Below are 26,173 nucleotides of genomic sequence, written 5' to 3'. Positions count from 1 at the left end.
AGCTTCGCCGCTTCAGCGAGCGGCCAGGCGCATGCGCAAGCCGACAGGATGCATCGTGAACGCCAGGGCTTCTTCGGGCGCAGCCCGGCCCGGCGCGGCGACCTCCAGGAGTTCGAAGTTTCGCGCAAGCATCCCCAACACCAGGCTCATCTCGAGCATCGCCAGGTAGCGCCCCGGACAAAGTCGGGGTCCGGCGCCGAAGGGCATGGAGACGCGCTTGGGCGACTGCGTCGACATGGCACCCTCGCCTCCCAGCCAGCGCTCCGGCCGGAACTCGCTTGCATGCTCGACGTTCGCCTCGTCGACCGCCGCCGGGCGCATCACGCAGAAAACGGTGGTGTCCTTGGGAACGGCCACGTGGCCGACCTGCGTGTCGTGCACCGCATCGAGGAACAGCACCGGCGCCACCGGTCGCAAGCGCATCGCCTCGTTCGCGCAGGCCTCCGCATAGCTCAGTGATCGTGCCTGTTCGAGATCTTGCGGCACCGTCACGTCGTGCAGGATCGTGTCGGCCTCGTCGACCAGCCGGTTCCAGGCGGCCGGGTGGGTGCGCAGAAGGTAGATCGCCCAGGCCAGCGAATTGGCGGTGGTGTCCTGGGAAGCGCTCAACATCGTGAACACATTGCCGGTCACTTCGTCCTCGGTCAGCGCGCTGCCGTCGGCATCGCGCCCCAAGAGCATCGCTTCCAACAGATCGGTGGGTCCTTCGCCTTCCTGCGAGCGCTGCGCGAGTCGATCGCGCGCCTTTGAGACCAGCCCTTCGATGGTTCGATGGATCTCCACCTTGTGTCGATCGTAGGTGCGATCGAACGGGAGGCGTATGTAGCGCCAATACGGAAATGGCATGTTGATTCGGCGCATGAGCATCGGAAAGACGCTCGCCAAATGCTCGTGCAGTTCGCTGCGCTCGTCCTCGATCGTGTTGATGTCCACCCCGAAAGAGAGATTGGACGCAGCGTCCACCGAGAAGCACATCAGCTCGGTCTGGAGGTCCATGTCGATGCCGGCGCGAGCGGCGCGACCCCATCGATCGCGAAGGCGCTCCGTGACGCGGACCAGGGATGGCATGAAGCTGCGCAGGTGCGCCGGATCGAACGCCGTCATCACCATGCGCCGTTGGCGGCGCCAGTCGTCGCCTTCTGCACTGAACAGTCCGTGGCCGCCGGACTCTCGGAAGATCGGCTCGAAGTTCCGCGGTCGTCTCCACGTATCGGGACGCGCCCGCAGAACCGCCGAAATCGCCGCCGGATCCGAGATCACGAGGACGTCGCGGCTCAATAGCTTCAGGCGAAACAGCGGTCCGAACTGCGCCGCCCATTCTTCCAACTGGAGGTGCAGAAGCGGGAGGTCCAACTGCAGCAGGTTTCCGACGACGGGTGCTCGCTTCGGGCCGGGCAACGATTCGATGGCACCGGGGCGCGTCGGCGTCGCAGGCGAGGGTGCGGAGATGGTCATCGGAGGGTCAGGTCCCGCGCCGCGCCTCTTCATACACGCGCGGCTGCGTCAGCACCTCATGGCGAAGCGCGTGCTCCAGCTCCGCCTCGGTCATGAGCTTGCGCCGCAGCACGACTTCGCGGACGTTGGTTCCGTTGGCATAGGCTTCGGCCGCGACCTCGGTCGCTTCCTTGTAGCCGATGATCGGATTGAGCGCCGTGACCAGCGCGATCGATCGCTCGATGCTTTCCTTCAGGCGATCGGGATTGGCGGTGATGCCTTTCACGCACAGGTCGGCCAGGGTCATGCAGGCGTTGGTCAGGTGCTTGAAGCTGCGGAACAGCGCGTTGGCGATGATCGGCTCGAAGGCGTTGAGCTGCAATTGCCCGGCCTCCGCCGCGAAGGTCACGGTCACGTCATTGCCGAAGACCTCGAAGGCCACCTGGTTGACCACCTCGGGGATCACCGGATTCACCTTGCCGGGCATGATCGACGAGCCGGCCTGCATGGGCGGCAGGTTGATCTCGCCGAAGCCCGAGCGCGGTCCGCTGGAGAGCAGCCGCAGGTCGTTGCAGGTCTTCGACAGCTTCACCGCGATGCGCTTGAGCACGCCCGAGAGCTGCACGAAGGCGCCGCAGTCCTGCGTGGCCTCGATGAGGTTCGGCGCGGTGGACAGATCCAGTCCGGTGATCTCGCGCAGCGCGGCGAGCGCCTTGCCGGCGTATTCCGGATGCGCCGTGATCCCGGTTCCGATGGCGGTCGCGCCGAGGTTGATTTCGCGGATCAGCGCCGAGGCTTCGGTCAGCCGCGCGATGTCTTCTTCCACCATCACGGCGTAGGTTGAGAACTCCTGGCCCAGCGTCATGGGCACGGCATCCTGCAACTGCGTACGGCCGATCTTCAGCAGATGCGCGAACTCTTCCGCCTTGACGGCGAACGCCACGCGCAGATGTTCCATGGCCTTGAGCAGCCGCTCGATCGCAAAGCAGGTGGCGATGCGAATGGCCGTCGGATACACGTCGTTGGTGCTCTGCGCCATGTTGACGTGCTCGTTGGGGTGCAGGTATTGGTACTCGCCGCGACGGTGGCCGAGGATTTCAAGCGCGCGATTGCAGATCACCTCGTTGGCGTTCATGTTGGTAGAGGTGCCCGCGCCACCCTGGATCACGTCGACGACGAACTGGTCGTGCAGCGAGCCGCGCCGGATCTCGCGACAGGCGTCGATGATCGCGTCGCGCAGGTTCTCGGGGAGAAGGCCGAGCTCGGTATTGGCCTGCGCCGCTGCCTGTTTCACCGAGGCCAGTGCGCTGATCAGTTCGGGATAGGCCGAGACGGTCGTGCCGGAGATCTGGAAGTTCTCCTTGGCCCGCAGCGTGTGTACGCCGTAGTAGGCATCGTCGGGAACCTCGCGGTCGCCGAGCAGGTCGTGTTCGATCCGTACGTTGCTCATATCGTCTCCTGGTCATGGATGAATGAAAGCGCAATTCGAAAAGACCAGGGCCATCGTAGCGCGGGCCGCGCGCGCTGGCGAAGAAATGCGATTCGATGGGCTCCCTAGAATGGCCCGACCATGGATGACTCAGCCCCTGACACCGAACCTGCCGTGGCGTCGGCATTCGACGCCATTCTCGATGCACGCTACAGCTGTCGCGGCTATCTGCCGCAACCGGTGCCGCGTGAAACCGTCGAGGCGATCCTGCGCAGCGCGCAGCGCACGGCTTCGTGGTGCAACTCCCAGCCCTGGCAGGTGGCGGTGACCAGCCCGGCCGCCACCGATCGGCTCCGCGAGGCGATGGCATCGCCCGAAGGTCTGGCTGACCAGGGCTTCGACATTGCGCCGCCGGCCGAATACCGCGGCGTCTATCGCGACCGACGACGTGAATGCGGCTTCAGCCTCTACGACAGCGTGGGCATCGCGCACGGCGATCGGGTCGCTTCCGCAAGACAAGCGGAACTGAACTTCACCTTCTTCGGCGCGCCGCACATGGCGCTCATCACGACGGAAGCCGCGCTCGGCGCCTACGGCGTGCTCGACTGCGGCGCCTATGTCAGCAACTTCATGCTTGCCGCGCGCAGCCGCGGCGTAGCCTGCATTGCGCAGGCGGCCGTCGCCTCGCGCGCGAAATTCCTGCATCGGTGGTTCGACGTTCCGGACGACCGGCAAGTGGTGTGCGGCATCGCGTTCGGCTACGAGGACCCGGAGCATCCGGCCAACCGCTTTCGGACCTCGCGCGCGAGTCTCGCGGAGGCCGTGCGCTGGGTCGAGGACTGATCGGCCTCAAGGCTGCGCAGGTGGTTTGTCTGCATCCGCCAGTTGCCGGTACACCAGCCCGGCGCTGGCGATGTCTTCGACGGCGACGCCCACCGACTTGAAAAGCGTGATGTCGTCGGGGTGCCGCCTGCCCGGATGGGTGCCTTCGATGACTTCGCCGATTTCCGCAAAGATGCTTCCCGCGGCGATCACGTCGCCCGATTCCCGCGAGGCTGCTTCGCGAGATTCGACGTAAAGCCTGCAACGGGCCAGCACCTCGTCATCGAGTTCCCGCCAGTCGGGCCTCGGGGCGCCCACCGCGTTGACGTGCACGCCGGGTGACAGCCATCGCCCCGACAGCACCGGCTTGCCCGAAGTCGTCGCGACGACCACCACATCGGCGCCGCGGACCGCGTCCTCCGCGGATGCCGCCGAGCGCACGCCGTGTTCTTGCGCGAAGGCGGCGGCGTTGTGCGGACTCCAGACCCGAACGTCGTCGAAATTCCGAACCAGCCGCATCGCCTCCAGATGGCTCCGGGCCTGCACGCCGGATCCGAGGATCGCCAGGGAAGAGGCGTCGGGCCGAGCAAGGAGCTTGGTTGCCGCGGCGGAAACCGCTGCGGTGCGCATCTCGGTGATCAGGCGACCGTCCATCACCACCAGGGGTTCGCCCGTCTCGGGCCGGAACAGCATGATCAGCGCGTGATGCGTCGGCATGCCCTGGTTCCTGGGATAGAAGGTGACAAGCTTGGCACCCAGATGACCCGATACATAAGCGGGCATCGTCAGAAAGAATCCTCCATGCGCATCGATGGGCAGCACATTGCGCAACGGCTGCATGGCGCGTCCGGAAGACAGCAAGTGCAAGGCTTGTTCCATGACCGGGATCAGCGCGTCCATGCGCAAGACCCGGTGCACCGCCTGCTCGTCAACGAATTTCATGAGGTCGAAGTTGGCGCCGGCTGGATCGCAATGTCAAATACACCGTCCATTTGGCGGAGCGCGTCTCTCCAACTCCCCTGCCGCCGCAAGGGCGAATCAGCTTGACGTCACGCGGAGAGATTTCGACTGCCGGAATCCTTGGCGAACACGTCCAGATACGAAGTCGGATCGATGTATGCGCCGTTCTCCAGGAGCTCGAAGTGCAAGTGCGGGCCGGTCGAGCGACCGGTCGATCCGACGTCCGCGACATGCTGGCTCGGTGACACCCGATCACCCTTGCGCACGATCAGGCGCGATGCGTGACCGTAGCGCGTGACAAGTCCGTTGCCGTGATCGATCTCGACGAGGTTGCCGTAGCCGCGCTTTTTCCCGGCGAAGCTGACGCGGCCGCTGGCGGTGGCGCGAATCGGTGTGCCCTTGTTGGCGACGAAATCGATGCCCGAATGAAAGCGCACTCGGCGCTTGAATGGATCGACGCGATTGCCGTACTTCGAGCCGATGCGGGCGTTGTCGACCGGCAGGCGCCCGGGAAATGCTGCCCAGGCGACGGTCTGTGCCTTTGCCCCCTGCTCGTGAGAGGCCAGCGACGTGTTGATCAGCCTGGCCGGCAACTCGGGACCCCCGCTGCCCTCGTGAGGGGCGTGGTCGGAGTGATCTTCCCCTTCATCTTCGTCGCACACATGTTCGTGATCCGCGTGATCCGCGTGATGCTCGGAATAGTCAGCCGCGGATTCCGCCGTGGCGAGTCTGAGGCCGATCGCGATGCCTGATGCAAACGCGATTGCCGAGATTCCAACCGTGACCGTGATTGCGATCGTCAGGGCCGAACGGCGCTTTGCGGATCGAATCGATCGGCGAACGCGACGACGAGTCTTGAACGTGAACAGGCGGCGTTCTTGCATACAAACCTCCGGGAAAATTCTGTGCGGCTGAAGTGGACGAGGTGGGCGCTCAGGCGCCAAACCTGTCGACCTCTCAGTGAGTGAACGGCGGCATGCGTGCTGATGCCCCGCTGTCTCGATTGTTCGCGGTCACTGCGATGCGAGACATGGGAAAGTTCCGAAAGGCTTCGGAAGCGTCTTACGCAATAGGGAAAATTCCACAAGCGCCCGAGGGCGCGGTGTCACCAAGCCGTGCCGTCGCCCAGCAGGGCGCGCCGGGCGAGCAGGAAAGTCGCAGCATTCCAGCTCTGGCCGGCCATCCCCATCGGTGCCAGCGATCGACCTTGAAACCACTCGGTGAAGCGCCAGTCGTCGAGTTCGTTGGCGCGCGCGAGTTTCGCAAGCTCGGGCCAGGCCAGTTCGCGCATGCCCAACTGGGCCAGCGCCATCACCCAGAAGCCACCGACGAAGGGCCAGATGCCGCCGTTGTGGTACTGATGCACGAGGTTTTGCTGATGGCGCGCCATGTAGGGCCGCCACAGCGGATCCTGACGCGTCAATGGATGCAGCACCACGCGCACTGGAAAGGGCTCGCAGGCATGTGCAGCGACGATGGTCTTGACGATGCGCGCCGCCATGGAAGCATCGGCCAGCCCGCTCTGTATGGCCAGGACGTTGCCGAACACATCTCCCTCGTCGCCGACGACCGAGAGATTGACGAAGCTGAGGTACATGCCGGGATCGCGACGGCCGCGGCGCGCATAGTGCTGAAGCAGTCGGGCGCGGTGGTATTCGGGCAAGTCGCGCTGGAACGGGTTGAACAGGTGATTGAAGTGGCGCCGCGTTGCCTCGGCATCGTCGAGCGCGTAGCGGCGCTTGACGTCGTACCAGAGCGCATTGGTGTACAGCACATAGCCTGAGCGCGGCATGATGTCCGCCCAGTCACTGGCCTCGTTCTGTTGCAGCAGCCGGAAGTGCTGGTGCTCCTGCGCGAGCAGCCATCCGATCGCACGCTTCACCTCGCTGTCCCAATGCGACAGACCGACACGTCCGTGGCGTCGCACATGGTCCACCGCGATCAGCCACCACAAGGTGGCATCGATGCAGCCCAGGTACCAGAAGTCGGCATCGAGACCCTCGGGATCGACGTACTTGGGTATCTGCCCGTTGGCTGCCTGCTGCGCGGCGAGCGCGTCGAGACTGGCCACCGCTCCTTGCTCCGATGCGGGCACGCCGCTCCCGCACATCGCCATCACGCAGATCGCCGCATCGCGTCCGAAGATGCGCGTGTAGCGCCGGGCCTCGGCTGCTTCGGTGCGGCTGGCGGCCAGGATGCCGTGCGGCGTGAGGTTGCGCTCCAGAAGATCGAGCGAGGCCTGCGCGCAGGTGTCGATGAGTGAAAGGGCAGGGGCGTCGAGGGTGGTCATGAGTGCGTCTATCGTCGCGCAAGAATGCCGTTGGTTCCAGCTAGTACGATTTTCCACAGTGCGTCGCTAAGATGTCCGCCGATCCAGTACAGGCCGCAAGACGAAAGGACGCCCTGAACATGAACGCCAACGACCCCGCTCCCCGGCGCCACAGCCACAGGCATTACGCCTCGGGAAGTTCGCGCTCCCGTCGGAGGCGCTCGCGAAAGGGATTGATGGTGTTTTTCGCAACCGTGGTGGTTGTCGGGGCCGCCATCGGCGCGGGCGTGTTCTATCTCTCGGACACCGAGCCGATGCCAATGGCAGCTGCAGCCTCCGGACCGGCAAGCCGCAAGCCGATGGAGCGAACGGCGGCACTTCCGCCGCTCAACTTGCCGGCCGACGACGCGCCCCACGGCTCCGCGATGGAATGGTGGTACTACAACGGCATCCTCGACGCGAAGAACGGCCCCCGCTACGCGTTTCACATGGTCGTCTTCGTCGCCAACGGGCTGGTCAAGCACACGGCCATGCACGCGGCGCTGACCGATCTTCAGACTGGCAAACGCTACGTCAGCCAGACCCGTACCGCCGGCATCCCATGGTCCAACGTCCCCAACGGTTTCGACTTCAAGCAGGAGGGATGGCAGGCGACGTCGTCGCCTGCCTCCCAAGTGGTGCGCGCCAGCTTCGACGATGCCTCGATCGCGGTCGACTTGAAGGATTCCGGCCCGACGGTTGCACATCGCGCGCCCGGCTCCGAGACGCCGGGCGTGCTCGATTTCGGCAAGAGCGGAATCAGCTACTACTATTCGCGCCCCCGACTTTCGGCGCAAGGCACCATTGCCGTCGGAGGGAAGTCGCTTCCGGTGAGCGGTGAGGTGTGGTTCGATCACCAGTGGGGCGAATTCGACGTCCTGTCGCTCGGCTGGAACTGGTTCGCGCTGCACCTGTCGGATGGATCCGACCTGATGCTTTATGAGCTTTTCGACATGGACCAGCGGAAAGTCATGACCGCGGGCACGATTTCGACTGCAAAGGGGTCCGTGCCGATCAAGCCGGGTGAGGTCGAACTGGTGCCCGGCGCCACGTGGACTAGTCCGAAGACGAACATCAATTACGTGGTCGAGTGGGGCATCAAGCTTCCATCGGGCGTCCTGAACGTGAAACCCTTCCTGCCCAACAGCGAATTCGATTCGGGCGGGACGACCGCGAATGTCTATTGGGAAGGGCCCGTGAAGGTGACGGGCAGCCTCGACGGCCAGGGTTTCCTCGAGCTGAGCGGCTATGACCGCTTGAGTGCCAAGCAGGCGAAGGGCAAATGAAGGGCAAGTGAAAGGCGAGCGCCTGCGAAGCTTCAGCGAAAGAACTCGCTCGCAGCCCGAACGGCGCGCGACAGGCTTGGATGCTACCGCTACGATCCGCCTCTTTGTTCCTGTATCGCGCGACGTTCCGCGCCCACGCCATGTCTTCGACTGCCACTGCCCGCGCTTCCGCCGTTCCAGCCGCATCATCATCATCGAGCGCGGCTCGACCGGGTTGGCTGCCAGCGGTCGACACCGCGCATTGCACGGGCTGCGGATGGTGCGTCGCCGCGTGCGACCTCCACCTGCTCAGCCTTGAAGTCGTGCAATGGAGAAAAGCCGCCACGCTGCACAACGCAGATCAATGCACGGGCTGCAGCGATTGCGCTGTGAAGTGCCCTTTTCATGTGATCACGATGCGGAAGAGGGCTGGCGCATCGCCCTGATTGCACGCGGTTGGCAGTGATCAAGCTGTCTCCGACAACGCCTCCGAAAGCTGGCGGAGCAGCGATGCGCCATCGCCCAGCCACGCACTGCCGTGCATGCATGCGAAGGTACGGGGTTCCTGCTTCGCGAGTCCGGCCAGCAACGTGGCGGTCTGCGGCGCATGCGCGTAGTAGTCCATCTGGTGCCGGAACGCCTCGCTGGGGCCCAGGATGTCGGTCTCGATCAGCGCCTTCTCGCTGTTGCCGGGCTGCGTGAAGAGGTCGCCGCAAAAGAAGGTACGCGTGAGCGTGTCCATCATCAGGCCGCATTCCCACCCATGCGGGAGATGGGGCGTGTCGAACCAGCGGATGGTGTGGGTCCCGAGCGTCAGTTCTTCGCCATTGGCGAGGGCGCGCGGCGGCCGATCGGCCAGATCGCCCATCGAGATCATCGCCGCGAGGCTGCCGCACAGCGGCACCGCCTCCGGCGCCGCGGCGAGAAACAGGTTCATCGCGCCGCACTCGTCCGCCTCGACATGGGACAGGCCGATATAACGCAGACGTTCCAGAGGCATCACGCTCGCGACGGCCTCGCTCACGAGCGGGAAAAGCTGGCGCAGCCCGGTGTGGAAAAGCAGCGGCTGGTCGTCGACCACGAGATATTGGTTGAAACTGAACAGGTTGCCGTCGGGCAGCGGCACCGGCGTATTGATGCGGAAGATGCCCGAAGCAATTTCCTGCACGTTGGTTCCGGATTGCGGATTCGTGATCATGCGCGTCTCCCAAAGGCCGACGGGGCGGCGACAGGTGTCGCCGGGGCGCCAAACCTTACTCCGAATTGAAGAGCCAGAGAAGCCGCCCCCATCGGGAGCGATGCAGGGACAATACGCGTCAGCCCAAACCTATGACCCACCCCATGAACAGCATTTGGATCGACACCGACATGGGCTTCGACGACCTCGCGGCCGTGCTGACAGTCACGCATACGCCGCCTTGGTGCGTCGCCGGCATGTCGCTCGTCGCCGGCAACGCGCCGCTCGACGTGGTGATCGACAACGCGTTGCGCTCGGGCGCTTTCTTCCGGTGGGGCTTCCCGATCCACGCAGGCAGCGCCAAGCCGATCGCCAGCGAACTGGTCACGGCACAGTACGTCCTCGGGGCGGATGCCATGGCCTCCGCCGGTCGCAGCCTGCCCAAGGCGCGCGCGGAACTGGCATCGACCGATGCGGTGGCTGCGCTCATCGACCATCTCGCCTCGTCCGCTGAGCCGGCCACCTTGCTCGCGCTGGGGCCGCTGACCAACATCGCGATCGTGCTGCAGACGCTCCCCGACCTCGCAGCGCGCATCGGGCGGCTCATGTGGATGGGCGGCAGTGCAGGGCCGGGCAACCACACGGCGGCGGCGGAATTCAATGCGGCGGTCGACCCGGAAGCGATCAACGTCGTGCTCGACGCAGGCGTGACGCTGCACATGGTCGGTCTCGATGCCTGCCGGCAGGTGCGCGTGCACGCAAGCGATGCGGAAGCGCTGCGTGCGCTCGGTTCCGACAGGGCGGACGTGCTGGCCGACCTGCTGCTCGGCTACGTGCGCATTGCGAGCCCTGTCGGCGCGCTGCCGATGTCGCTCTACGACCCGACCGCCGCGGCCGCGTTGGTGGCGCCGGAAGGAATGAGCTTCAGGCCCGCGTACGTGGTGGCCGAATGCAAGGGCGAGCACACGCGCGGCATGACGGTGGTCGAGTGGCGTGTGCCGAAGCGCGCCAAGGCCAACGCGCAGGTAGCCTGCGTGGCCGACGAGCCTCTGCTGCGGCGCGTGGTGCTGGACGCACTGGCGCGCGCCGCGGGCTGATCAGTCGCGCAGCACCCAGCCGTCCGGCACGACCTTCAGCAAGGGACTCTCGAACACGCCGACGACCCGCGAGGCGCGTTCTGCGCCGAGCGCGTCGAGCCAGCGGCGGCCCTGCAGCATGGCGACCCCGCAGGCCACCACGTTGCCGCCGAGCGACTCGATCAAGTCCCACGCCGCGAGAAGCGTAGTGCCGGTGCTGATCGCGTCGTCGACCAGCACGAGGCGCTTGCCGTCCAGCAGCGGTCGGAGGTTGGGGTCGAGGTAGATGCGCTTGCCCGGTGTCGGCGAGGTGATCGAATGCACCGGGGTGGACAGCGCCTCGTCGTACCAGAACTTTCGCGAGTAGCCCATCGGCACGTAGCGTGTGTGGCCCAGTGCACGTGCGACCACGGGCGCCAGCGCGAGCCCCAGTGTGGGCAAGCCGATCACCAGATCAGGTGCCTCCGCAGACAGGCGCTGCGCGAGCATGGCGCCCAGCGTATCGACCACGTCGAGCGACGCGTGATTGACCAGCAGCGAAGCCACGGCATGCGATGGTTCGTTCGCGAGCTGCCTGATCGGCAGCATGAGCACGCGCCCGTCCGGCAGGCGTGCCGGGTAGCCGAACTGCCAGGGCGCTTCCGGCCGTTCGACCGCGTCGGCCGCGACGATGCGCTGCCAGTGGTCGGTGGTGGGTTCGGTGAAATGACGGGTCATCGTCGGGTCATTGCGCTTCGAGCTGGCGCGACGGGTCGGGAACGGGCGTGGCGGCCAGCAGCCGCTGGGTGTAGGGATCGCGCGGCGCGTTCAGCACCGCGTCCGCATCGCCGCTTTCGACCACGCGGCCCTGGTGCATCACCATCACGCGATCGGCCATGGCCCGCACGACGCCCAGGTCGTGCGTGATGAAGAGGTAGGAGAGCTTTCTTTCCCGCTGCAGGTCGAACATCAGCTTGAGAATCTGCGCGCGCACCGAGACGTCGAGCGCAGACACAGGCTCGTCGGCAATGATCAGCGCCGGATTCGATGCCAGCGCACGCGCGATGCCCACGCGCTGGCGCTGACCGCCGGAGAGTTCGTGCGGAAGCCGGTCGCGAAAGTGCGCGGCCGGCAGTCCGACCTGGTCGAGCAGCGCATCGACCTCGGCCGACGCGGCGCGCCGGTCGAGTCCGCGGTGATAGGTCAGCGGAAGCCCGACGCTCTGGCCGATGGTGCGCCGTGGGTTCAGCGAACCGCCGGTGTCCTGGAACACCACTTGGACTTCGCGGCGAAAGCTGCGCGCCGCTTCGCCGGAGCGCGTCGCAATGTCCATGCCCTTGTAGAGAATGGTTCCCTCGCTCGGCGCGGTGAGCCCCAGCAGCATGCGGCCGAGCGTGGTCTTGCCGCTGCCGCTTTCGCCGACCAGGGCCAGGACTTCACCAGCACGGATCGACAGGGACACGCGGTCCACCGCGCGTTGCATCTGCCGAGCGCGAAACAACCCCCCGCTCGCGCGCACGGGAAAGAGCCGGCTCAGGTCCCGGGCTTCGAGAAGCGGCGGGGTCGTGGCGGTGTTCATGGGGACGTGGCCTCGTTGCGCTGCCACGCGTCGGCGGCGATCCATTCATCGGCCAGGTGGCAGCGGTCGGCGCCGGTTCCGTGGGCTCGCAGCGCCGGCGCGGTGCTGTCGCAGACACCGGCACGGGCGATCGGGCAGCGTGGATGAAAGCGGCAGCCGTCCGGCCAATGGCCGGCGATCGGTACGCTGCCCGGAATCGAGAACAGCGAATGCGCCCGCGACTGTGGGCTCAGGATGCTCCCAAGCAATCCCTGCGTGTAAGGGTGACGCGGCGCCGCGAAGAGCGGTCCGACATCATTCGATTCGACCACCTGGCCTGCGTACATCACGTTGACCCGTTGGCACGTCTCGGCCACCACCGCGAGGTCGTGGGTGATCAGCAGGATGCCCAGATCGAGTTCCTTGCGCAGCCGCATCAGCAGCTTCAGGATGCCCGCTTGCACGGTGACGTCGAGGGCCGTCGTCGGCTCGTCGGCGATCAGCAGCGCGGGCCGCATCGCGAGGGCCGTCGCGATCAGGATGCGCTGGCGCATGCCGCCGGAGAGTTCGTGCGGATACTGGCGAGCGACCCGTACGGCGTTCGGCAGCTCCATCATGTCGAGCAGTTCGAGCACGCGCGCCTCCAGTCCCTCTGTGCGTCCGTGCGCGCGCAACGGCTCGGCGATCTGGCGTCCGACGGGCATCAGCGGATCGAGGTAGCTCGTCGGGTCCTGGAAAACCATGCCCACGCGCGCGCCACGCACTGCTCGCAGTTCGGCGGGCTTCAACTGCGCGAGGTCCTGGCCTTCGAGCAGGATATGCCCCGCTGCGACCTGCGCCAGGGGCGAGGGGAAGAGATTCATGATCGCGAAGGCAGTCATCGACTTGCCCGAGCCCGATTCGCCAACGAGGCCCACCGCCTCGCCGCGGCGCACTGTAAGAGAAAGGTCGTTCACCACGCGCAGCGCAGTCGCGCCTTGGCGGATGTCGACCGACAGGCCGCGCAGGTCGAGCAGCAGATCGGCGTTCATCTCGGCCCCCACGCTCGGCACTTCGTGTCCTCGCTGCCCCCCGAGGGGGCGCGAGCTTGCTTGGGGCGGCCCGGCGCTGCGCTCATTTCGCCCCCCTCGGGTTCAGCGCGTCGTTCAGCGCGTCGCCGAAGACGTTGAAGGACAGCACCGTGAGCGCGATCGCAAGCCCCGGAAAGGCCGACATCCACCACGCGCTGCGCAGGTACTGCTGCGCGTCGTTGAGCATCGCGCCCCACGATACATGGTTGGGATCGCCGAGTCCGAAGAAGCTCAGGCTGGCCTCGATCAGGATCGCCATCGCGATGTCGAGCGAGCCGAGCACGATGATGGGCGCCGCCACGTTGGGCAATATCTCGCGCAGGATGATCGCGCCGTGGCCCATGCCCGCCACGCGTGCCGCGTCGACGAACTGCGATTGCGCGAGCGCTGCGACCGAGGCCCGCACCACGCGTGCAAGCTGCGGCCACGAGAGCGCCGCGATCACCACGATCATCTTGAACACACTGGTGCCGAAAAGAGCAATCACGATCAACGCCACCACGAAGCGCGGCAGCGTCTGGAAGAACTCGGCAATGCGCATCAGCAGCGTGTCGAGCCAGCCGCCGAAGTAGCCCGCCAGCGCGCCGACGATGACGCCGACGACGACCGCGCACAGCGCGCTCAGGACGCCGACAGTGAGAGAGATGCGCGTGCCGAAGACCACGCGCGCCCAGATGTCGCGGCCCAGGTCGTCGGTGCCGAGCCAATGGCCGGGCGAGAGCGGTTCGAGGAGCGAGCTGTCGCCGCCGCCGAGCGGGTCGTAGGCAGTGACCAGCGGCGCGAAGACTGCCAGCGCGAAGAGCAGCGCGAGGAAGGCCAGCGCGAGCAGCGTCGTCGGCCGCCGGAGCAGGCGGCGCCAGAAGCCGGCCTTGCGAAACGGCGTGCCGACTGGAGGGATCGTGATCGGCGTCAGCGTTGCGTCGGTCATGAGCGTTCGATCCGCGGATCGATCAGTCGGTGAATGATGTCGGTGACCAGGTTCGCAATCACCACCGTGACCGACACCATCAGCAGAATCGCCAGCATCACCGGATAGTCGCGCTTGGAGATCGATTCATAGAGCAGCCGCCCGATGCCGGGCCATGCAAACACCGCTTCGATCAATGCCGAACCCGCGAGCACGAAGCCGACGTTGTAGCCAATGACGGTCAGCACCGGTGCCGCGGCATTGCGAAGCGCATGCACCACGACGACCGTCCATTCCGACGCGCCGCGCGAACGCGAAGCCAGGATGAAGTCGGCATTCATCACCTCGAGCATTGCGGCGCGCGTGATGCGCGTGATCAGCGTGAGGTAGCGCAGCGACAACGCGAAGGCCGGCAGCACCAGGTAGGACAGGTGCTGCACGAAGCCATCGAAGCCGGGGAGCGTGCCGCGCACGGGGTTGTTGCCTTGCGAAGGAAGCCATCTGAGCCAGATCGCGAACACGAGAATCAACAACTGGCCGAGCCAGAAATCCGGAATCGAATAGCCCGCCGACGAAACACCCTGGATCGCCGAGTCGACCAGCCCGCGACCCGAGCGTGCGGCCGAACGGGCCGCGACGACGCCGAAGACGATCCCGAGCACACTCGCGAACGCGAGCGCGGTCATGGTGAGTTCCAGCGTGGCGCCCAGCCGTTCGAGAATCAGCGTCGCCACCGGCTGCTGGTTGGCGAACGAATAGCCGAAGTCGCCCTGGACCACCTTGCCCAGATAGCGCAGCAGCTGGATCCATACCGGCTGGTCGAGCCCGAACTCGCGGCGCATCTGATCGAGGTATTCGGGCGGCGCGGGAAAGTCGCCCACCAGCAGCGTGATCGGATCGCCCGGTGTGAAGGCGATCAGCAGGAAGTTGAGCACCACCACCGCGAGCAGCAGCGGAATCGCGTGCAGCAGGCGCCGCAGGATGAAAGAAGACATTGAATGCCGGTTAGTCCGTGCGTCGCACGCCGGCCCACTGGTCGCGTGCATCGAGCGCGGGGAAAACGCCGGTGAGCTTCTTGCTCGCCGTGTCGACGGTCTCCTCATCGAACAACACCAGCGTCGGAAGGTCCTCGTTGAGGATCACCTGCAATTCCTTGTAGAGCTTGGCGCGGAGGTCGCGATCCGTGGCTGTGGCGGCGCGGCCCAGCAGGTCGTCGACCTTCGGATTCGAATAGCCGCTGGCGTTGGTGTTGGGCGAGGTGCCGGTGTAGGTGTTGTACAGGCGCGTGTAGCCGATGGCCGGATCGCCGGCCGAGAAGTACGAGCCCAGCATCATGTCGTAGTCGCGCTTGGCAAACACCCGGTCGTAGTACACCGAGCGCTCCAGCGGTTCGAGCTTCACTTCGATGCCGATCTGGCGCAGGTTGTCCTGGATGATCTGCGACTGCGCGCGCATCTGCGCACGGCTCGCGTCGAAGGGCATGCGCACCGTCGTGCTGCCGGATTTGACGCCGGCCTTTTCGAACAGGGCCTTGGCGCGTGCCGGATCGAGCGGGTACTTCTTCGCATAGCTCACGTCGTCGTTGAAGAGCCACTTGAAGCCGTCGCCGAAGGCGCCCGCGCCCGGCCGCGCAATGCCGTTCATGGCCTGCTTGACGAGCCGTTGCCGATCGATCGCCAAGGCGGCCGCATGGCGCGCCTCCAGCTTCGAGAACAGCGGCGACTGCGTGTTGAACATCAGGAAGTAGACCGCCGGGATGTTCACGCCGCGGCGCGGCGCCAGGTTCTTGTCCGCCAGGATGCGCGGGACTTCGGGCTTGGGCGTGTAGAAGTCGAGCAGCTCGTCGATCTCGCCCGTCTGCAATGCGGGCACGCGGTTGGCCGCCTGCGGGATCACCTGGAAGATGATCGATTCGAGAAAGGGCTTGTCGCCATCCCAGTACTGGTCGTTGCGCACGAGCTTGATGCTGGCTCCGCGCTTCCATTCGCCGAACTTGAAAGGACCGGTGCCCACCGGCTTCTGGTTGGCCGGGTTGGTGCCGATGTTGCTGCCTTCATAGAGATGGCGAGGCAGCATCGGCGCGTCGAACACCGTCATCTGCGACAGCAGGGGCGCATAGGGCTTCTGGAGCCTGACTACGACGGTCAGGGCGTCGGGCGTGTCGACCTCGATGCCGAGGGTCTTGAACACCGGGGCCGCGCGCGGATGCAGCTTGCCCACGACTTCGGTCAAGGTGTACTTGACGTCGGCGCTCGTGAAGTCCTTGCCGTCATGCCATTTCACGCCGGGGCGCAGTGTGAAGCGGTACGTCTTTCCGTCGGGTGAGATCGTCCACGCGGTGGCGAGCGAGGGCTTGGGGTTGTATTGCGGGTCGAGCCACACCAGGCCTTCCAGGATCTTGGCCGAGACGTCGCCGGCCGCGAAGTCGGTGGTCGTGCCGAGGTTCAGCGTCGGCGGATCGGCGTCGATGGCGAGCACGGCGGTGCCCTTGCCGGTGGCGGCACGGCCGTAGCGCGTGGTGGCGAGGCCGCCGGCCGCGGCAAGCGCGCCGAGGGTCAGTTGGCGCCGGGTCAGGAAGGGGAGGGTGGGGTTCTGGAAGTGGTGAGTCATCGTCGGAGGTGAGGCCTTCGGAGGCAGCCGCTTCTGGAAGCAATATCGAGGCCATCGCGGCAGGCCCCATTATTGGCGTGGAAAATGCGAAGCCAGTGCTTTGAAGGCGGCCTCCCGATGATTTCAGTTCCCATCCATCCCGGCATCCAGGCCTCGACCGAGGAGATGGTCGGGCTGCGGCGCCGGATCCACGCAAACCCCGAACTCGGCTACGAGGAGTTCCAGACCAGTGACCTGGTGGCCGAGCGTCTCGCGCGATGGGGCTACTCGGTGCATCGCGGCCTTGGCGGTACCGGGGTGGTCGGCACGCTCAAGGCCGGCGATGGCGCCAGGCGGCTGGGGCTGCGCGCCGACATGGATGCGCTGCCGATGACCGAGACCACCAACCTCTCATGGGCCAGCCGCAAGCCCGGCGCCATGCACGCCTGCGGGCACGACGGGCACACGGCCACCCTGCTCGCCGCGGCGCAGTTGCTGGGGGTCACGAAGGCGTTCAACGGCACGCTCAACCTCATCTTCCAGCCGGCCGAGGAAGGCTTGATGGGCGCGAAGAAGATGGTCGAGGAGGGCCTCTTCGAGCGCTTTCCGTGCGACATGGTGTACGCGTATCACAACGAGCCCGGCTTTCCGGCGGGGCAGTTCGGCTTCCTGCCGGGCGTGATCTACAGCTCGTCGGACACCGCCGTCATCACCATCGAAGGCAAGGGCGGACACGGCGCGATGCCGCACACCACGGTCGATCCGATCATGGTCGCGGCGCACCTGGTCCTCGCGCTGCAGACGCTGGTGTCGCGCGAGGTCGACCCCAACGACATGGCGGTCGTCACAGTGGGCGCGATGAGCGCCGGCAAGGCGCCCAACGTGATTCCCACGAGTGCCGAACTCAAGCTGTCGATCCGGGCGCGAAAACCGGAAGTGCGCGCATTCCTGCGCGACCGCATCATCGCGATGGCGCAGGCCCAGGCCGCCGTGCATGGCGCCAGCGCGACGGTGGACTACCAGTGGAAGATGCCGCCCTGCGTGAACGACGATGCCGCCACTGCCTTCGCGCGCCAGGTGGCCGTCGAATCCATGGGCGAAAAGGCGCTGATCCCCGACATGGCGCCCTTGCAGGCCAGCGACGATTTCGCATTCATGCTGAACGCGGTGCCGGGCAGCTACTTCATCGTCGGCAATGGCGACGGCAAGGCGGGGAGCGGTCCGGGCTGCATGGTGCACAACACCGGCTACGACTTCAACGACGAGATCCTGCCCAGCACCGCGAGCTACTGGGTCGCGCTGGTGCAGGCCTACCTGCGTTGAGCGGCTGTCAGCCCAGCCGCCCACAGATCAACCCGAGTGGAGCACGCATCGCCATGAACCCGAGCACACCTGCAGTCCAAGGCCTTCGTCCCGACCGAGAAGTCATGACGAAGCAGCGACTTCCCTACTTCGTCGGCATTTCCGGCCAGACGGTGAACGCGTCGGGCTTATCCATGCACTTGGTCGTCATCCCGCCCGGCGCCCGTGCGGAGCCCCATGTCCATGTGGGCTACGAGACGGGCATCTACGTGCTGGAGGGGACGGTCTGCACGCGGTGGGGTGCCGAACTCGAAAACGAAGTCGTCAGCCAGGCCGGCGACTTCCTCTTCGTGCCGCCTGGAGTGCCGCACGAGGCCATCAATCTGAGTGCGACCGATCCTGCCCGCGCCGTCGTCGCAAGGAATCATCCGGCGGAGCAAGACTTGGTCGAACCGTACGTGCGGCCTGCGAAGACAATCAAGAATTCCAGGAATCGGTAGCGGCGCTCTCGCGGTCGCTGGCGACGCGCGATATCGGCAAACAGGAGGAGGACGCCATGACCGAACCAACATTTCAGAAGGAAGAGTACGCAGCGCTTCACAACGAAGCGACGAGATGCATGGCGGAACTGGCCCTGCTCGAGCGTTCATGCGTCGTCGGCGCTTTCGCCGTCTTTGCATGGGTGGCGATCAACGCCGAGGTCCTGGTCGGCTTTGCCGGACTCGTGTGGCTGCTCCCCGTCACCATTGCGGTGTACGGAAGCCTGAAGGCGCTGGCCATCCGCAGGCATATCGCGGTGCTCGGGGGCTACCTCGAGGAACTGGAGGGCGAAACCACCGCCCCCGACAGGTTGCAGAAGCATTTCAGGCGCCGATGGGGCGCACGCCGCTGGCCGTCTGCGGCGGCATGGGTGTTGTTTCTGGGCCTGACGGTGGTCGGCAGCACTTTGGGATTCGTGCAGTTTCGTTCGGAGTGCCCTGGCCCCTTGATGAACGCGTGCAGTCAGGACGAAAGCGACGACGACCAGGACCAAGACCAGAATCAAGAAAGCCTGAAGCACGGCACGACCCTGAGGGTCGGCATCGCCGCGCGCGGAACGAAGGGATGAGCCGGCGAAACCGCCGCGCCCGTCGCAACGTTCAAAGCACACGCACCAGCGCAAAGACCGCCGACATCAACACGACCACGATCCCCGTGGCAAGGGCCAACCGGTTGGCAAACAAGCGGCGCATCAGGACCTCCTGCTAAATGTGGGAACGCGGCGAACATCTTCAGTGGCTTCCCAGGGATGGCCGCGCTCTCACGCAACTATAGGCCAGGCCGATGCCACCGTCAGCGGCCCAAGGCGAGCCCAGGTGAGAATTGGACTGGGTCACCGAATGGAGCTGTCATGAGTTGGGTCACCATTATCTGGGCCATGGTCGGGTCCGCATGCCTCATGCTGACTGCCGTGCATTTGCCGGTATGGGTGAAGGACCGGGCAGCCTGGCCGAGTTTGTTCTTTTCGGTCCTGGCCGCGGCGACCGCTGCACTTGCCTTCTGCGAACTCGTCATCATGAAGGCGCAGACGCCGGAAGCGTATGCCATCGCGAATCGCGTGGGACAGGTGGCGGTCTGGCTCGCCACCGTGTCGCTGGTCGGCTTCCTGCGCACCTATTTCAAAAGCGGTCGCGCCTGGTTGGGGTGGACAGTCATCGTCCTGCGGACCTTCACGTTGCTGCCCAACTTCTTGACCGGTCGGTCACTGAACTTCAGAGAGATCTCGACGCTGCGTGCCATTCCGTTCCTGGGTGAGAACGTTTCGATCGCCGTCGGGACGCCCAATCCGTGGATGCTGGTTGGCCAGTTGGCGATGGGGCTGCTTGCGATTCTTGTCGTGGATGCCAGCCTCTCGGCGTGGCGCCGCGGCGACAGGACTGCAGCGCTCACCATCGGCGGCACGACCTGCTTCTTCGCTTTGGGTGGTGTTGTTCAGGCGGTGCTGGTGTTCTGGGGCTTTGTCGAGATGCCCATCACGGTCAGCTTGTTTTCCTTGGGCATCGTGTTTGCGATGGCCTACGAACTGAGCCGCAACGTACGTCACGCGGCGAAACTGCTGCGCGAGTTGCGCGAAAGCGAGGAGCGCATGACGCTCGCCACGCAGGCCGCGAACCTGGGCCTCTGGATGCGTGATATCGCGTGCGGTACCTTCTGGGCGAGCCCGAGGACTCGGCAACTGTTCGGCTTTTCGTCGAGCGAGCAGATCAACCTGGAGTCGTTGCTGTTGAAGGTGCATGCCGACGACCAGGACATGGTTCGTTCGGCATTCTCCGAAGCGGCGGGAGGGGACAGCGCTGGCCACTATCAGACGGAGTTTCGCATCTGCGGTTCAGACGGCAGCACGCGGTGGATCTCGGCGCAGGGGCAATTCGAGTTCGCACGCCAGCGCGCCATTCGCAGTCGGGGCGCCTGCAGCGACATCACCGCACGCAAGGAAGCCGAGCAGGAAATGTCGCGTCTGCGGCATGAGATCGCTCACGCGGGCCGCTTGTCCGTGATGGGTCAGCTGGCTGCCGCTCTGGCTCACGAAATCAATCAGCCGCTCGGCGCCATCCTGCGCAATGCCGAAGCCGCAACACTCATGTTGCAATCCGGTCACGCGGACCTCGATGAAATCCGCGCGATCGTCGACGACATCCTCGCCGATGACCAGCGGGCGGGTGCCGTCATCGATCGCATGCGCTCGATGCTGCGGCGCCACGAGGTCGAGGTCATACCGCTGGACGTGCACGACCTTCTGGAGGATGTCACGGCATTGGTCCGTCCCGACGCCGCGGCGCGACGCATCAGCGTGGTCTTGCAAGTTGCAAACCGTCTGCCGCCAGTGCTTGGCGATCGAGTCCATCTGCAGCAGGTGCTGCTCAACCTCATCTCCAACGGCATGGACGCAATCGACGAGGCGGCACACAAGGTGCGCAGCATTGTGGTCACCGCGATGCGTCGCGGCGGCGAGACGGTCGAGATCGCCGTCATCGACAGTGGTTCCGGTATTCCAAAGGAGCGGTTCGAGCAAATCTTCGGGTCGTTCTTCACCACCAAGCCGACCGGGATGGGCATGGGCCTGTCGATCTCTCGCACACTGGTCGAGGCACACGGAGGGCGGTTGTGGGCCGAGAACCTTGAAGCTGGCGGCGCCAGCTTGCGCTTGACGCTGCCGGTCTCACTGGCCGGCGGGTGCGCGTGAAGCGCAGTGGAACCGCTACTTCGACGCAACGATTCCCGGCGGCTTCCACGTTCCTGCACCGGCCGGCAGGATCGAAGGCGGCGACTCCTTGGGCCAGTACAGGCGCATTACGAGGTAGACGGTGCCGTTCGGCGCAGGCAGCCAGTTGGCTTCGAGCGCCTTGCCGGGCGAGTCCTTCTGGATGTAGAGCGTGAGCGAGCCGTCGGCATTCTTCTTCATCGCCGACACCATCGGCGAGTTGATGAGGTAGCGGTTGATCGGATTCTTGATCAAGAGTTGGCTCTTGCCGTCGTACATCGTCACCGACCAGAAGGCGTTGACAGGTGGCAGCTGCCCGGCGGGGAAGGTGATCGTGTAGTTGTGTTTGCTGGCGTCGATGGTCTCACCGGTCGCCGACACGCGGGTGAAGGGATACGTCGCTTCAGCGGCGTCGTTGCCGTAGATGCCGGACTTGGCAGCGGCAGCGCGCATCAGCCAGTCGCCCTTGTAGAAGGCACGATCGCCAAAGAACGAACCGATGCTCCAGCCATTGATGTTCTTCACCCCGCTGGCTGCGAACTTGTCGACCTTTTCGTCGCCTTCCTTCATGGCCAGCAGAACGGCGGCCTTGTGCTCGAGCGAAAGATCCTTGAACTCGAAGGTCTTGCCCGGCCCGATGCCGATGCGCGAGAGCCTGGCCCGCAGGTCCTTGTCTTCCGGGGTGGGCGGCACGTACTGAAGCGCCGCGTCCAGATACTCGAAGTAGTTCTGCTTGATCCCGGCAGTGGTGGCCGGTAGGAAATTGATGGCCGGTGCGGCCGGCGGCGCGGGTCGTTTGAGAAACGCCGAAAGCGGCTGCGCCTTGTAGCCCGCCTGCACCTTCTCGACGTTCGAGATGTCCTTGGGATTGAAGAGCTGGGTGCGGATGAGGGCGAGCGAGAACGGCGTCGTCGAGGTGAAGACCTTCTTGATGCCGGGAGGCGTCTCGCCCTTCCAATCCGGGCCGACCACCATGTAGTTGCCCGGCGCGCTGCCGGTGGCGCGGCTGCCGATGTAGCCGTAGTTGTAGGTATTGCCGTCGATCAGCTGCACGGAGTAGTAGCGCCGCTTGTCCACGGCGGGGACCGAAATCACCATCGGCTCTGCGCGCAGGTCCAGCCAGACCACGGAATAGGGCGTGTCGCTGTTGGGCGTGACGACCGCCGTGTCCTCGTAGGTGAAGACGCGGTGCTGGTTGTTGATCTTGTTGAAAGGCGCCTTGAACTGGCTGGACTTCGAATCCACGGCGAACTCATACATCACTGCATAGTTCATCACGATCGGAAGACCGTAGATGAAGGCCTCTTCGGCGATCGCCTTGGTCTCCGCAATGCTGGGCGCGGCCACGCCTTTGGCAGCATCGGCCTTCTCCCCCTGGCTGATCGGATCGACTTTGCTGGCGCAGCCGACCGTCAGGATGATCGCCCCGGCGAGTACCGTGAGCCGTTTCAAAAGTTCCGCTTTCATGTTTACCCTCGTGCGTTGCAGATCGTGATGCGTGCACCGCTGGAGCGGTCCGCGCGATGATGACACCGGCCCCGATGGGCTGGCAATTGCCCTAAGGGGCAGTGTTGAAGGGGGCAGTCGTTCATCAGTAAGGCGCCGGCACGACGGTGTAGTACACGCCGCAGGCCCGGATCGCGGGTGCGTTGATCCGCTCGTTGCTCGACGGCTTGCGCCATGCGATTCGGTGCCGAGGATAGTGAGAACGGCGCCTGCGCACACCTTCCCTTTAGGGAAGTAGGTGGCAATCGTGTCGATCTCGGAAGCAGGAAGCTTTGTCGGCGGCGCAGTAAGCTCGAACGATTCGATGGAACTCGCCGCAGCATGAACATCACCGAACCCACCGAACCCACCGAACCCACCGTCTACATCGTCGACGACGACGTGTCGTTTCTCACAGCCACGTCCCGATTGCTGCTCGTCAGTGGATTCACCGTGAAGACCTTCCTGTCCGCGAGTGAGTTTCTTGCTCAGTGCGACAACGACGCTCGGGGTTGCGTGGTGGCGGATTTGCAGATGCCCGGTTTGAACGGGCTCGATCTGCAATCGGCGCTCGCCATGACGCGCAACCCGCTGCCGATCCTCTTTCTGACCGGACATGGCGACATCGCTTCGACCGTGCGTGCGATGCGCGGCGGGGCGGAGGACTTTCTGGAAAAACGAGCCCCCAAGGAGGAACTGCTCGACGCGGTACGGCGCGCTCTGGCGCGGGACGGGCACGAGCGCGCGGCGAGGGTTCGCCAACGCGAGCTGGAGGAGCGCTTCAGCGCACTGTCGGAGCGGGAGTTCGAGGTACTCTCCCACGTCCTTCGGGGCCGGCTCAACAAGCAGATTGCCGGCGATCTGGGAATCAACGAACGCACGGTGAAACTGCACCGCGCGGCGATCATGACGAAACTGGGGGTAGGGTCCGTCACGGCGCTCACGAGGCTGTCGCAGGAGGCGGGTGTCTTGACGGCGGCCTCGCCGACCTTCCCCAAGGGGCAGTAGACAACGGGCTCGGAGGCGCCCAGAGTTCATGTGGACCTCCTCCGATGAGCACCGTCATCCCCATCCATGTCGCCCTCGTCGATGACGACGAAAGCCTTTGCCGATCGCTTGGCAGGCTGCTGCGCGCGTCGGGCATGCAGTCGATCACCTATGACTCGGCAGAAGCGTTCCTCGCGGATGCGAAGCGGCCCCGGTTCGACTGCCTGGTGTTCGATGTCCAGTTAGGGGGGATGTCGGGCATCGAACTGGCCCAGCGCCTGGTCGCGGAAGGCGGACACGCGCCATTCATTTTCATCACCGCGCACGACGACCCGGAAACGCGCGCCGCGGCGCAAGCCGTCGGCTGCGCGGCCTACTTCCGCAAGAACGATACCGGTGCCGATGTGATCGAGGCCATCCGCCGAGCGGCTGGCTCCAGATAGAGCGGCAACGATTGGGCGCCGCGGCCTGTTCAAGTTTGTTCAACGACGAGTGGAGAAAACATGAAGTCAATCAAGTTCAGTCTGGTGCTGTGCCGCGGCGCTGGCCGCAGGTTGCGTCACCAAGCAAACCTACAACACTGAAGTGCAGAAGGCCGATACCTACGCTGCGCTCAGCAAGCAGCTCAGCGGCGAGTTGAGCAGCGACCAGGCACAGATCACGCAGTTGCAGACCAGCTCAAGGTGACGATGGTCAACGAGATCCTTCCGCGGTCATCGCACTGTGCTTCCTGACCTTCCGTTCCTGGCGGGCGGTGGTCGTGGCGGTGATCCCGCTGGTCATCACCTCGATCCTGTGCGAGGCGCTGATGGTGCTGCTGGGCATCGGCGTGAAGGTCGCGACCCTGCCGGTGATCGTGCTCGGCGTGGGCATCGGCGTCGACTACGCGCTGTACCTTCTGAGCGTTCAGCTGGCCGGGCAGCGGCGCGGCCTGAGCCTGGCACAGGCCTACAGCGATGCGCTGCTCTTCACCGGCCGCGTGATTGCGCTCGTGGGCGTGACGCTGGCCGCGGGCGTGATCACCTGGGCCTTCTCGCCGATCAAGTTCCAGGCCGACATGGGCATCCTGCTGACTTTCATGTTCCTGTGGAACATGGTCGGCGCGCTCGTGCTGATCCCGGCGCTGTCCCGCTTCCTGCTCAACGACGCCCACATGAGGCGCACCCTGCCCGTCGAACGGCGGACGACCATCGAACCCTCAGGCTCCGTCCGATCTTTCGCCCCCGCGGAGCATGCCGGGTAGCCGAGCCGCCGCCGCAGGCGAGCGCCGCGTTGCGTCACGGCGCAGGCCCTCGAGGACAGCGTCGAGCAGTCGTGAGCCGTGGTAGGGCTTCTGCACGAAGTCCACGGCATCGTTCTTGATCGCGCGGACGGCCGTCGCGATGTCACTGTGGCCGCTGATGAAGACGATGGGAATGCGCGCACCGATCTCGGTCAGATGCTCCTGCAGCGCGAGCCCGTCCATGCGGGGCATGCGCAGATCGAGCACCAGGCATCCGGGTCGCGATGGATCAAAGGCGGCGAGGAATTCCGACGCGGATGTGAAGGTCTCTGCTGACAGACCGGCAGAGCTGACGAGTTCGCGGATGGAATCGCGGCAGGCGGCGTCGTCATCGACAACAAAGACGGTGCCGGCGGGGAGCATCTAGTGATCGGTGGAGTCGCAGGTGTCTTGGAAGGTTCTTCGTTGCGTCATTGAGCGTTCCTCCGGAAGCTACGCGTGGTCCGTCGCTTCCTCAAGCTCAAGCGCGCGCGAGTCCCATCCGCACTGTGGACTTGCAGGGCGTTCGCTGTCTACTGCCCGAAGGGGAAGGTGCGGTCAGTGGCGAAGAACGTCGCCCAGAAAGGCCTGGGCTCGCTCGTGCTTCGGTGCAGCGAAGAATTCGGCAGGCGTTGCCACTTCGAGAATCTGTCCGGCGTCCATGAAGACGACGCGGTCGGCGACCTGGTGTGCGAAGCCCATTTCGTGGGTGACGCACACCATCGACATGCCTTCGCCCGCCAGATTGATCATGGTGTCGAGCACTTCTTTCACCATCTCCGGGTCGAGCGCCGAGGTGGGCTCGTCGAAAAGCATGAGGCGGGGCCGCATGCACAGGGCTCGGGCAATGGCCACGCGCTGCTGTTGTCCGCCGGAGAGTTGCGCGGGGTATTTGTGCGCATGTTCGGCAACACGCACGCGCGTCAGCAATTGCATGGCGACGTCGTTTGCCTCGCGCGCGCCCATTCGGCGTGTGGACGTCGGCGCCAGCGTGCAGTTTTCGAGCACCGTCATATGCGGGAACAGATTGAACTGCTGGAACACCATGCCGACTTGCTGGCGCACCGTCGCCAGATCACCCGAGGCCGGACCGATGCTCACGCCGCAGACCTGGAGTCGACCGGTGTCGAAGCCCTCCAGGCCGTTGAAGCAGCGAATGAGCGAAGACTTGCCGGAGCCCGAGGGGCCGCAGATCACGATGCGCTCGCGCTCGCCAACCTCCAGGCTGATTTCGCGCAGCGCGTGGTAGTCGCCATACCACTTGTTGAGTGCGTCGGCGCGCACGATGGGGGGCATGGAAGGCAGCGTCAAGGACATGGCAGT

25 protein-coding genes and 1 pseudogene are annotated in these 26,173 nt (G+C 65.1%); 11 read left to right on the top strand and 15 right to left on the bottom strand.

The annotated features are described in order from the left end of the window. Positions 1 to 12 precede the first annotated feature (12 nt). Positions 13 to 1,455 (bottom strand): cytochrome P450, encoded by a 1,443-nt coding sequence (locus AC1DN9_RS00275; RefSeq protein ID WP_478096184.1) that lies wholly within the window; start codon positions 1,453 to 1,455, stop codon positions 13 to 15. Between the two features lie 7 nt (positions 1,456 to 1,462). Beyond that, complete coding sequence (gene aspA / locus AC1DN9_RS00270; protein WP_478096183.1) at positions 1,463 to 2,884, bottom strand: aspartate ammonia-lyase; 1,422 nt, start codon at positions 2,882 to 2,884, stop codon at positions 1,463 to 1,465. Positions 2,885 to 3,004: 120 nt separating this feature from the next. On the opposite strand from aspA, the gene AC1DN9_RS00265 reads away from it, so the two are divergent. Next, positions 3,005 to 3,706 (top strand): nitroreductase, encoded by a 702-nt coding sequence (locus AC1DN9_RS00265; protein ID WP_478096182.1) that lies wholly within the window; start codon positions 3,005 to 3,007, stop codon positions 3,704 to 3,706. Between the two features lie 6 nt (positions 3,707 to 3,712). Here AC1DN9_RS00265 and AC1DN9_RS00260 read toward each other — a convergent pair whose 3' ends face one another. From AC1DN9_RS00260 to AC1DN9_RS00250, 3 genes are all read right to left on the bottom strand, one after another. Beyond that, positions 3,713 to 4,627, bottom strand: a complete 915-nt coding sequence (locus AC1DN9_RS00260; RefSeq protein WP_478096180.1) for an ornithine cyclodeaminase family protein — start codon at positions 4,625 to 4,627, stop codon at positions 3,713 to 3,715. A 107-nt stretch (positions 4,628 to 4,734) separates the two neighbouring features. Beyond that, positions 4,735 to 5,529 (bottom strand): M23 family metallopeptidase, encoded by a 795-nt coding sequence (locus tag AC1DN9_RS00255; RefSeq protein WP_478096179.1) that lies wholly within the window; start codon positions 5,527 to 5,529, stop codon positions 4,735 to 4,737. A 221-nt stretch (positions 5,530 to 5,750) separates the two neighbouring features. Then, positions 5,751 to 6,935, bottom strand: coding sequence for an amylo-alpha-1,6-glucosidase (locus AC1DN9_RS00250; RefSeq protein WP_478096178.1), 1,185 nt, complete (start codon positions 6,933 to 6,935; stop codon positions 5,751 to 5,753). Positions 6,936 to 7,150: 215 nt separating this feature from the next. Here AC1DN9_RS00250 and AC1DN9_RS00245 point away from each other — a divergent pair, with 215 nt between their 5' ends. After that, positions 7,151 to 8,239 (top strand): lipocalin family protein, encoded by a 1,089-nt coding sequence (locus AC1DN9_RS00245; protein WP_478096176.1) that lies wholly within the window; start codon positions 7,151 to 7,153, stop codon positions 8,237 to 8,239. 80 nt (positions 8,240 to 8,319) lie between these two features. Further along, a complete protein-coding gene (locus AC1DN9_RS00240; RefSeq protein ID WP_478096175.1) occupies positions 8,320 to 8,664 on the top strand; it encodes an ATP-binding protein in 345 nt (114 codons plus the stop codon). 20 nt (positions 8,665 to 8,684) lie between these two features. Here the strand turns inward: AC1DN9_RS00240 and AC1DN9_RS00235 are convergent, their stop codons facing one another. Next, a complete protein-coding gene (locus AC1DN9_RS00235) occupies positions 8,685 to 9,416 on the bottom strand; it encodes an oxygen-binding di-iron domain-containing protein (protein ID WP_478096173.1) in 732 nt (243 codons plus the stop codon). Positions 9,417 to 9,559: 143 nt separating this feature from the next. Here AC1DN9_RS00235 and AC1DN9_RS00230 point away from each other — a divergent pair, with 143 nt between their 5' ends. Beyond that, positions 9,560 to 10,492 carry a nucleoside hydrolase gene (locus AC1DN9_RS00230; protein WP_478096172.1) on the top strand — a complete coding sequence of 311 codons (933 nt, stop codon included), beginning with the start codon at positions 9,560 to 9,562 and terminating at the stop codon, positions 10,490 to 10,492. On the opposite strand, the gene AC1DN9_RS00225 is transcribed toward AC1DN9_RS00230, so the two are convergent. From AC1DN9_RS00225 to AC1DN9_RS00200, 6 genes are all read right to left on the bottom strand, one after another. Beyond that, complete coding sequence (locus AC1DN9_RS00225) at positions 10,493 to 11,188, bottom strand: phosphoribosyltransferase (RefSeq protein ID WP_478096171.1); 696 nt, start codon at positions 11,186 to 11,188, stop codon at positions 10,493 to 10,495. 7 nt (positions 11,189 to 11,195) lie between these two features. Then, positions 11,196 to 12,029 (bottom strand): ATP-binding cassette domain-containing protein, encoded by an 834-nt coding sequence (locus AC1DN9_RS00220; RefSeq protein WP_478096169.1) that lies wholly within the window; start codon positions 12,027 to 12,029, stop codon positions 11,196 to 11,198. Continuing rightward, positions 12,026 to 13,039 (bottom strand): ABC transporter ATP-binding protein, encoded by a 1,014-nt coding sequence (locus tag AC1DN9_RS00215; RefSeq protein WP_478096168.1) that lies wholly within the window; start codon positions 13,037 to 13,039, stop codon positions 12,026 to 12,028. The genes AC1DN9_RS00220 and AC1DN9_RS00215 overlap by 4 nt, the downstream gene beginning before the upstream one ends. Positions 13,040 to 13,121: 82 nt before the next feature. Beyond that, positions 13,122 to 14,006, bottom strand: a complete 885-nt coding sequence (locus AC1DN9_RS00210; RefSeq protein ID WP_478096167.1) for an ABC transporter permease — start codon at positions 14,004 to 14,006, stop codon at positions 13,122 to 13,124. Continuing rightward, a complete protein-coding gene (locus AC1DN9_RS00205; protein WP_478096165.1) occupies positions 14,003 to 14,980 on the bottom strand; it encodes an ABC transporter permease in 978 nt (325 codons plus the stop codon). The genes AC1DN9_RS00210 and AC1DN9_RS00205 overlap by 4 nt, the downstream gene beginning before the upstream one ends. A gap of 10 nt (positions 14,981 to 14,990) precedes the next feature. Further along, positions 14,991 to 16,595: an ABC transporter substrate-binding protein gene (locus AC1DN9_RS00200; protein WP_478096163.1), complete on the bottom strand. Its 1,605-nt coding sequence runs from the start codon at positions 16,593 to 16,595 to the stop codon at positions 14,991 to 14,993. Between the two features lie 117 nt (positions 16,596 to 16,712). Between AC1DN9_RS00200 and AC1DN9_RS00195 the strand changes: the two genes are divergently transcribed. The 4 genes from AC1DN9_RS00195 (at position 16,713) to AC1DN9_RS00180 (ending at position 21,099) form a co-directional block, all read left to right on the top strand. Next, a complete protein-coding gene (locus AC1DN9_RS00195) occupies positions 16,713 to 17,897 on the top strand; it encodes a M20 aminoacylase family protein (RefSeq protein WP_478096161.1) in 1,185 nt (394 codons plus the stop codon). Positions 17,898 to 18,001: 104 nt separating this feature from the next. Then, positions 18,002 to 18,376 (top strand): cupin domain-containing protein, encoded by a 375-nt coding sequence (locus tag AC1DN9_RS00190; RefSeq protein WP_478096159.1) that lies wholly within the window; start codon positions 18,002 to 18,004, stop codon positions 18,374 to 18,376. 56 nt (positions 18,377 to 18,432) lie between these two features. After that, the gene (locus AC1DN9_RS00185) at positions 18,433 to 18,984 is read left to right on the top strand and encodes a hypothetical protein (RefSeq protein ID WP_478096158.1); all 552 of its coding nucleotides are present in this window, start codon (positions 18,433 to 18,435) and stop codon (positions 18,982 to 18,984) included. Positions 18,985 to 19,266: 282 nt separating this feature from the next. Then, complete coding sequence (locus AC1DN9_RS00180; RefSeq protein ID WP_478096157.1) at positions 19,267 to 21,099, top strand: PAS domain-containing sensor histidine kinase; 1,833 nt, start codon at positions 19,267 to 19,269, stop codon at positions 21,097 to 21,099. Between the two features lie 15 nt (positions 21,100 to 21,114). On the opposite strand, the gene AC1DN9_RS00175 is transcribed toward AC1DN9_RS00180, so the two are convergent. After that, positions 21,115 to 22,584 carry a DUF1254 domain-containing protein gene (locus AC1DN9_RS00175; RefSeq protein ID WP_478096155.1) on the bottom strand — a complete coding sequence of 490 codons (1,470 nt, stop codon included), beginning with the start codon at positions 22,582 to 22,584 and terminating at the stop codon, positions 21,115 to 21,117. 360 nt (positions 22,585 to 22,944) lie between these two features. Between AC1DN9_RS00175 and AC1DN9_RS00170 the strand changes: the two genes are divergently transcribed. The 3 genes and pseudogenes from AC1DN9_RS00170 to AC1DN9_RS00160 all read left to right on the top strand — a co-directional run. Further along, positions 22,945 to 23,610, top strand: coding sequence for a response regulator transcription factor (locus tag AC1DN9_RS00170; RefSeq protein WP_478096154.1), 666 nt, complete (start codon positions 22,945 to 22,947; stop codon positions 23,608 to 23,610). A gap of 44 nt (positions 23,611 to 23,654) precedes the next feature. Next, positions 23,655 to 24,032: a response regulator transcription factor gene (locus AC1DN9_RS00165; protein WP_478096152.1), complete on the top strand. Its 378-nt coding sequence runs from the start codon at positions 23,655 to 23,657 to the stop codon at positions 24,030 to 24,032. 263 nt (positions 24,033 to 24,295) lie between these two features. Further along, positions 24,296 to 24,832: pseudogene (locus AC1DN9_RS00160) on the top strand (MMPL family transporter); the annotation flags it as partial. Here the strand turns inward: AC1DN9_RS00160 and AC1DN9_RS00155 are convergent. Both AC1DN9_RS00155 and AC1DN9_RS00150 read right to left on the bottom strand, forming a co-directional pair. Then, positions 24,788 to 25,234 (bottom strand): response regulator transcription factor, encoded by a 447-nt coding sequence (locus AC1DN9_RS00155; protein ID WP_478096151.1) that lies wholly within the window; start codon positions 25,232 to 25,234, stop codon positions 24,788 to 24,790. The pseudogene AC1DN9_RS00160 and the gene AC1DN9_RS00155 sit on opposite strands and share 45 nt — an antisense overlap. Positions 25,235 to 25,408: 174 nt before the next feature. Then, the gene (locus AC1DN9_RS00150) at positions 25,409 to 26,167 is read right to left on the bottom strand and encodes an amino acid ABC transporter ATP-binding protein (RefSeq protein ID WP_478096150.1); all 759 of its coding nucleotides are present in this window, start codon (positions 26,165 to 26,167) and stop codon (positions 25,409 to 25,411) included. Between the last annotated feature and the right edge of the window lie 6 nt (positions 26,168 to 26,173).

The organism is Variovorax sp. 05L425 (genome assembly GCF_056397705.1).
Note: the sequence above shows the minus strand (reverse complement) of the source record. Positions and strands in the feature narration are given on the sequence as shown.

What these genes read in the sequence shown, in the direction of transcription:
- AC1DN9_RS00275 (WP_478096184.1), bottom strand. Translation starts at nt 1,455, where the DNA reads ATGACCATCTCCGCACCCTCGCCTGCGACGCCGACGCGCCCCGGTGCC.
- aspA (WP_478096183.1), bottom strand. Translation starts at nt 2,884, where the DNA reads ATGAGCAACGTACGGATCGAACACGACCTGCTCGGCGACCGCGAGGTT.
- AC1DN9_RS00265 (WP_478096182.1), top strand. Translation starts at nt 3,005, where the DNA reads ATGGATGACTCAGCCCCTGACACCGAACCTGCCGTGGCGTCGGCATTC.
- AC1DN9_RS00260 (WP_478096180.1), bottom strand. Translation starts at nt 4,627, where the DNA reads ATGAAATTCGTTGACGAGCAGGCGGTGCACCGGGTCTTGCGCATGGAC.
- AC1DN9_RS00255 (WP_478096179.1), bottom strand. Translation starts at nt 5,529, where the DNA reads ATGCAAGAACGCCGCCTGTTCACGTTCAAGACTCGTCGTCGCGTTCGC.
- AC1DN9_RS00250 (WP_478096178.1), bottom strand. Translation starts at nt 6,935, where the DNA reads ATGACCACCCTCGACGCCCCTGCCCTTTCACTCATCGACACCTGCGCG.
- AC1DN9_RS00245 (WP_478096176.1), top strand. Translation starts at nt 7,151, where the DNA reads ATGGTGTTTTTCGCAACCGTGGTGGTTGTCGGGGCCGCCATCGGCGCG.
- AC1DN9_RS00240 (WP_478096175.1), top strand. Translation starts at nt 8,320, where the DNA reads ATGCTACCGCTACGATCCGCCTCTTTGTTCCTGTATCGCGCGACGTTC.
- AC1DN9_RS00235 (WP_478096173.1), bottom strand. Translation starts at nt 9,416, where the DNA reads ATGATCACGAATCCGCAATCCGGAACCAACGTGCAGGAAATTGCTTCG.
- AC1DN9_RS00230 (WP_478096172.1), top strand. Translation starts at nt 9,560, where the DNA reads ATGAACAGCATTTGGATCGACACCGACATGGGCTTCGACGACCTCGCG.
- AC1DN9_RS00225 (WP_478096171.1), bottom strand. Translation starts at nt 11,188, where the DNA reads ATGACCCGTCATTTCACCGAACCCACCACCGACCACTGGCAGCGCATC.
- AC1DN9_RS00220 (WP_478096169.1), bottom strand. Translation starts at nt 12,029, where the DNA reads ATGAACACCGCCACGACCCCGCCGCTTCTCGAAGCCCGGGACCTGAGC.
- AC1DN9_RS00215 (WP_478096168.1), bottom strand. Translation starts at nt 13,039, where the DNA reads ATGAACGCCGATCTGCTGCTCGACCTGCGCGGCCTGTCGGTCGACATC.
- AC1DN9_RS00210 (WP_478096167.1), bottom strand. Translation starts at nt 14,006, where the DNA reads ATGACCGACGCAACGCTGACGCCGATCACGATCCCTCCAGTCGGCACG.
- AC1DN9_RS00205 (WP_478096165.1), bottom strand. Translation starts at nt 14,980, where the DNA reads ATGTCTTCTTTCATCCTGCGGCGCCTGCTGCACGCGATTCCGCTGCTG.
- AC1DN9_RS00200 (WP_478096163.1), bottom strand. Translation starts at nt 16,595, where the DNA reads ATGACTCACCACTTCCAGAACCCCACCCTCCCCTTCCTGACCCGGCGC.
- AC1DN9_RS00195 (WP_478096161.1), top strand. Translation starts at nt 16,713, where the DNA reads ATGATTTCAGTTCCCATCCATCCCGGCATCCAGGCCTCGACCGAGGAG.
- AC1DN9_RS00190 (WP_478096159.1), top strand. Translation starts at nt 18,002, where the DNA reads ATGACGAAGCAGCGACTTCCCTACTTCGTCGGCATTTCCGGCCAGACG.
- AC1DN9_RS00185 (WP_478096158.1), top strand. Translation starts at nt 18,433, where the DNA reads ATGACCGAACCAACATTTCAGAAGGAAGAGTACGCAGCGCTTCACAAC.
- AC1DN9_RS00180 (WP_478096157.1), top strand. Translation starts at nt 19,267, where the DNA reads ATGAGTTGGGTCACCATTATCTGGGCCATGGTCGGGTCCGCATGCCTC.
- AC1DN9_RS00175 (WP_478096155.1), bottom strand. Translation starts at nt 22,584, where the DNA reads ATGAAAGCGGAACTTTTGAAACGGCTCACGGTACTCGCCGGGGCGATC.
- AC1DN9_RS00170 (WP_478096154.1), top strand. Translation starts at nt 22,945, where the DNA reads ATGAACATCACCGAACCCACCGAACCCACCGAACCCACCGTCTACATC.
- AC1DN9_RS00165 (WP_478096152.1), top strand. Translation starts at nt 23,655, where the DNA reads ATGAGCACCGTCATCCCCATCCATGTCGCCCTCGTCGATGACGACGAA.
- AC1DN9_RS00155 (WP_478096151.1), bottom strand. Translation starts at nt 25,234, where the DNA reads ATGCTCCCCGCCGGCACCGTCTTTGTTGTCGATGACGACGCCGCCTGC.
- AC1DN9_RS00150 (WP_478096150.1), bottom strand. Translation starts at nt 26,167, where the DNA reads ATGTCCTTGACGCTGCCTTCCATGCCCCCCATCGTGCGCGCCGACGCA.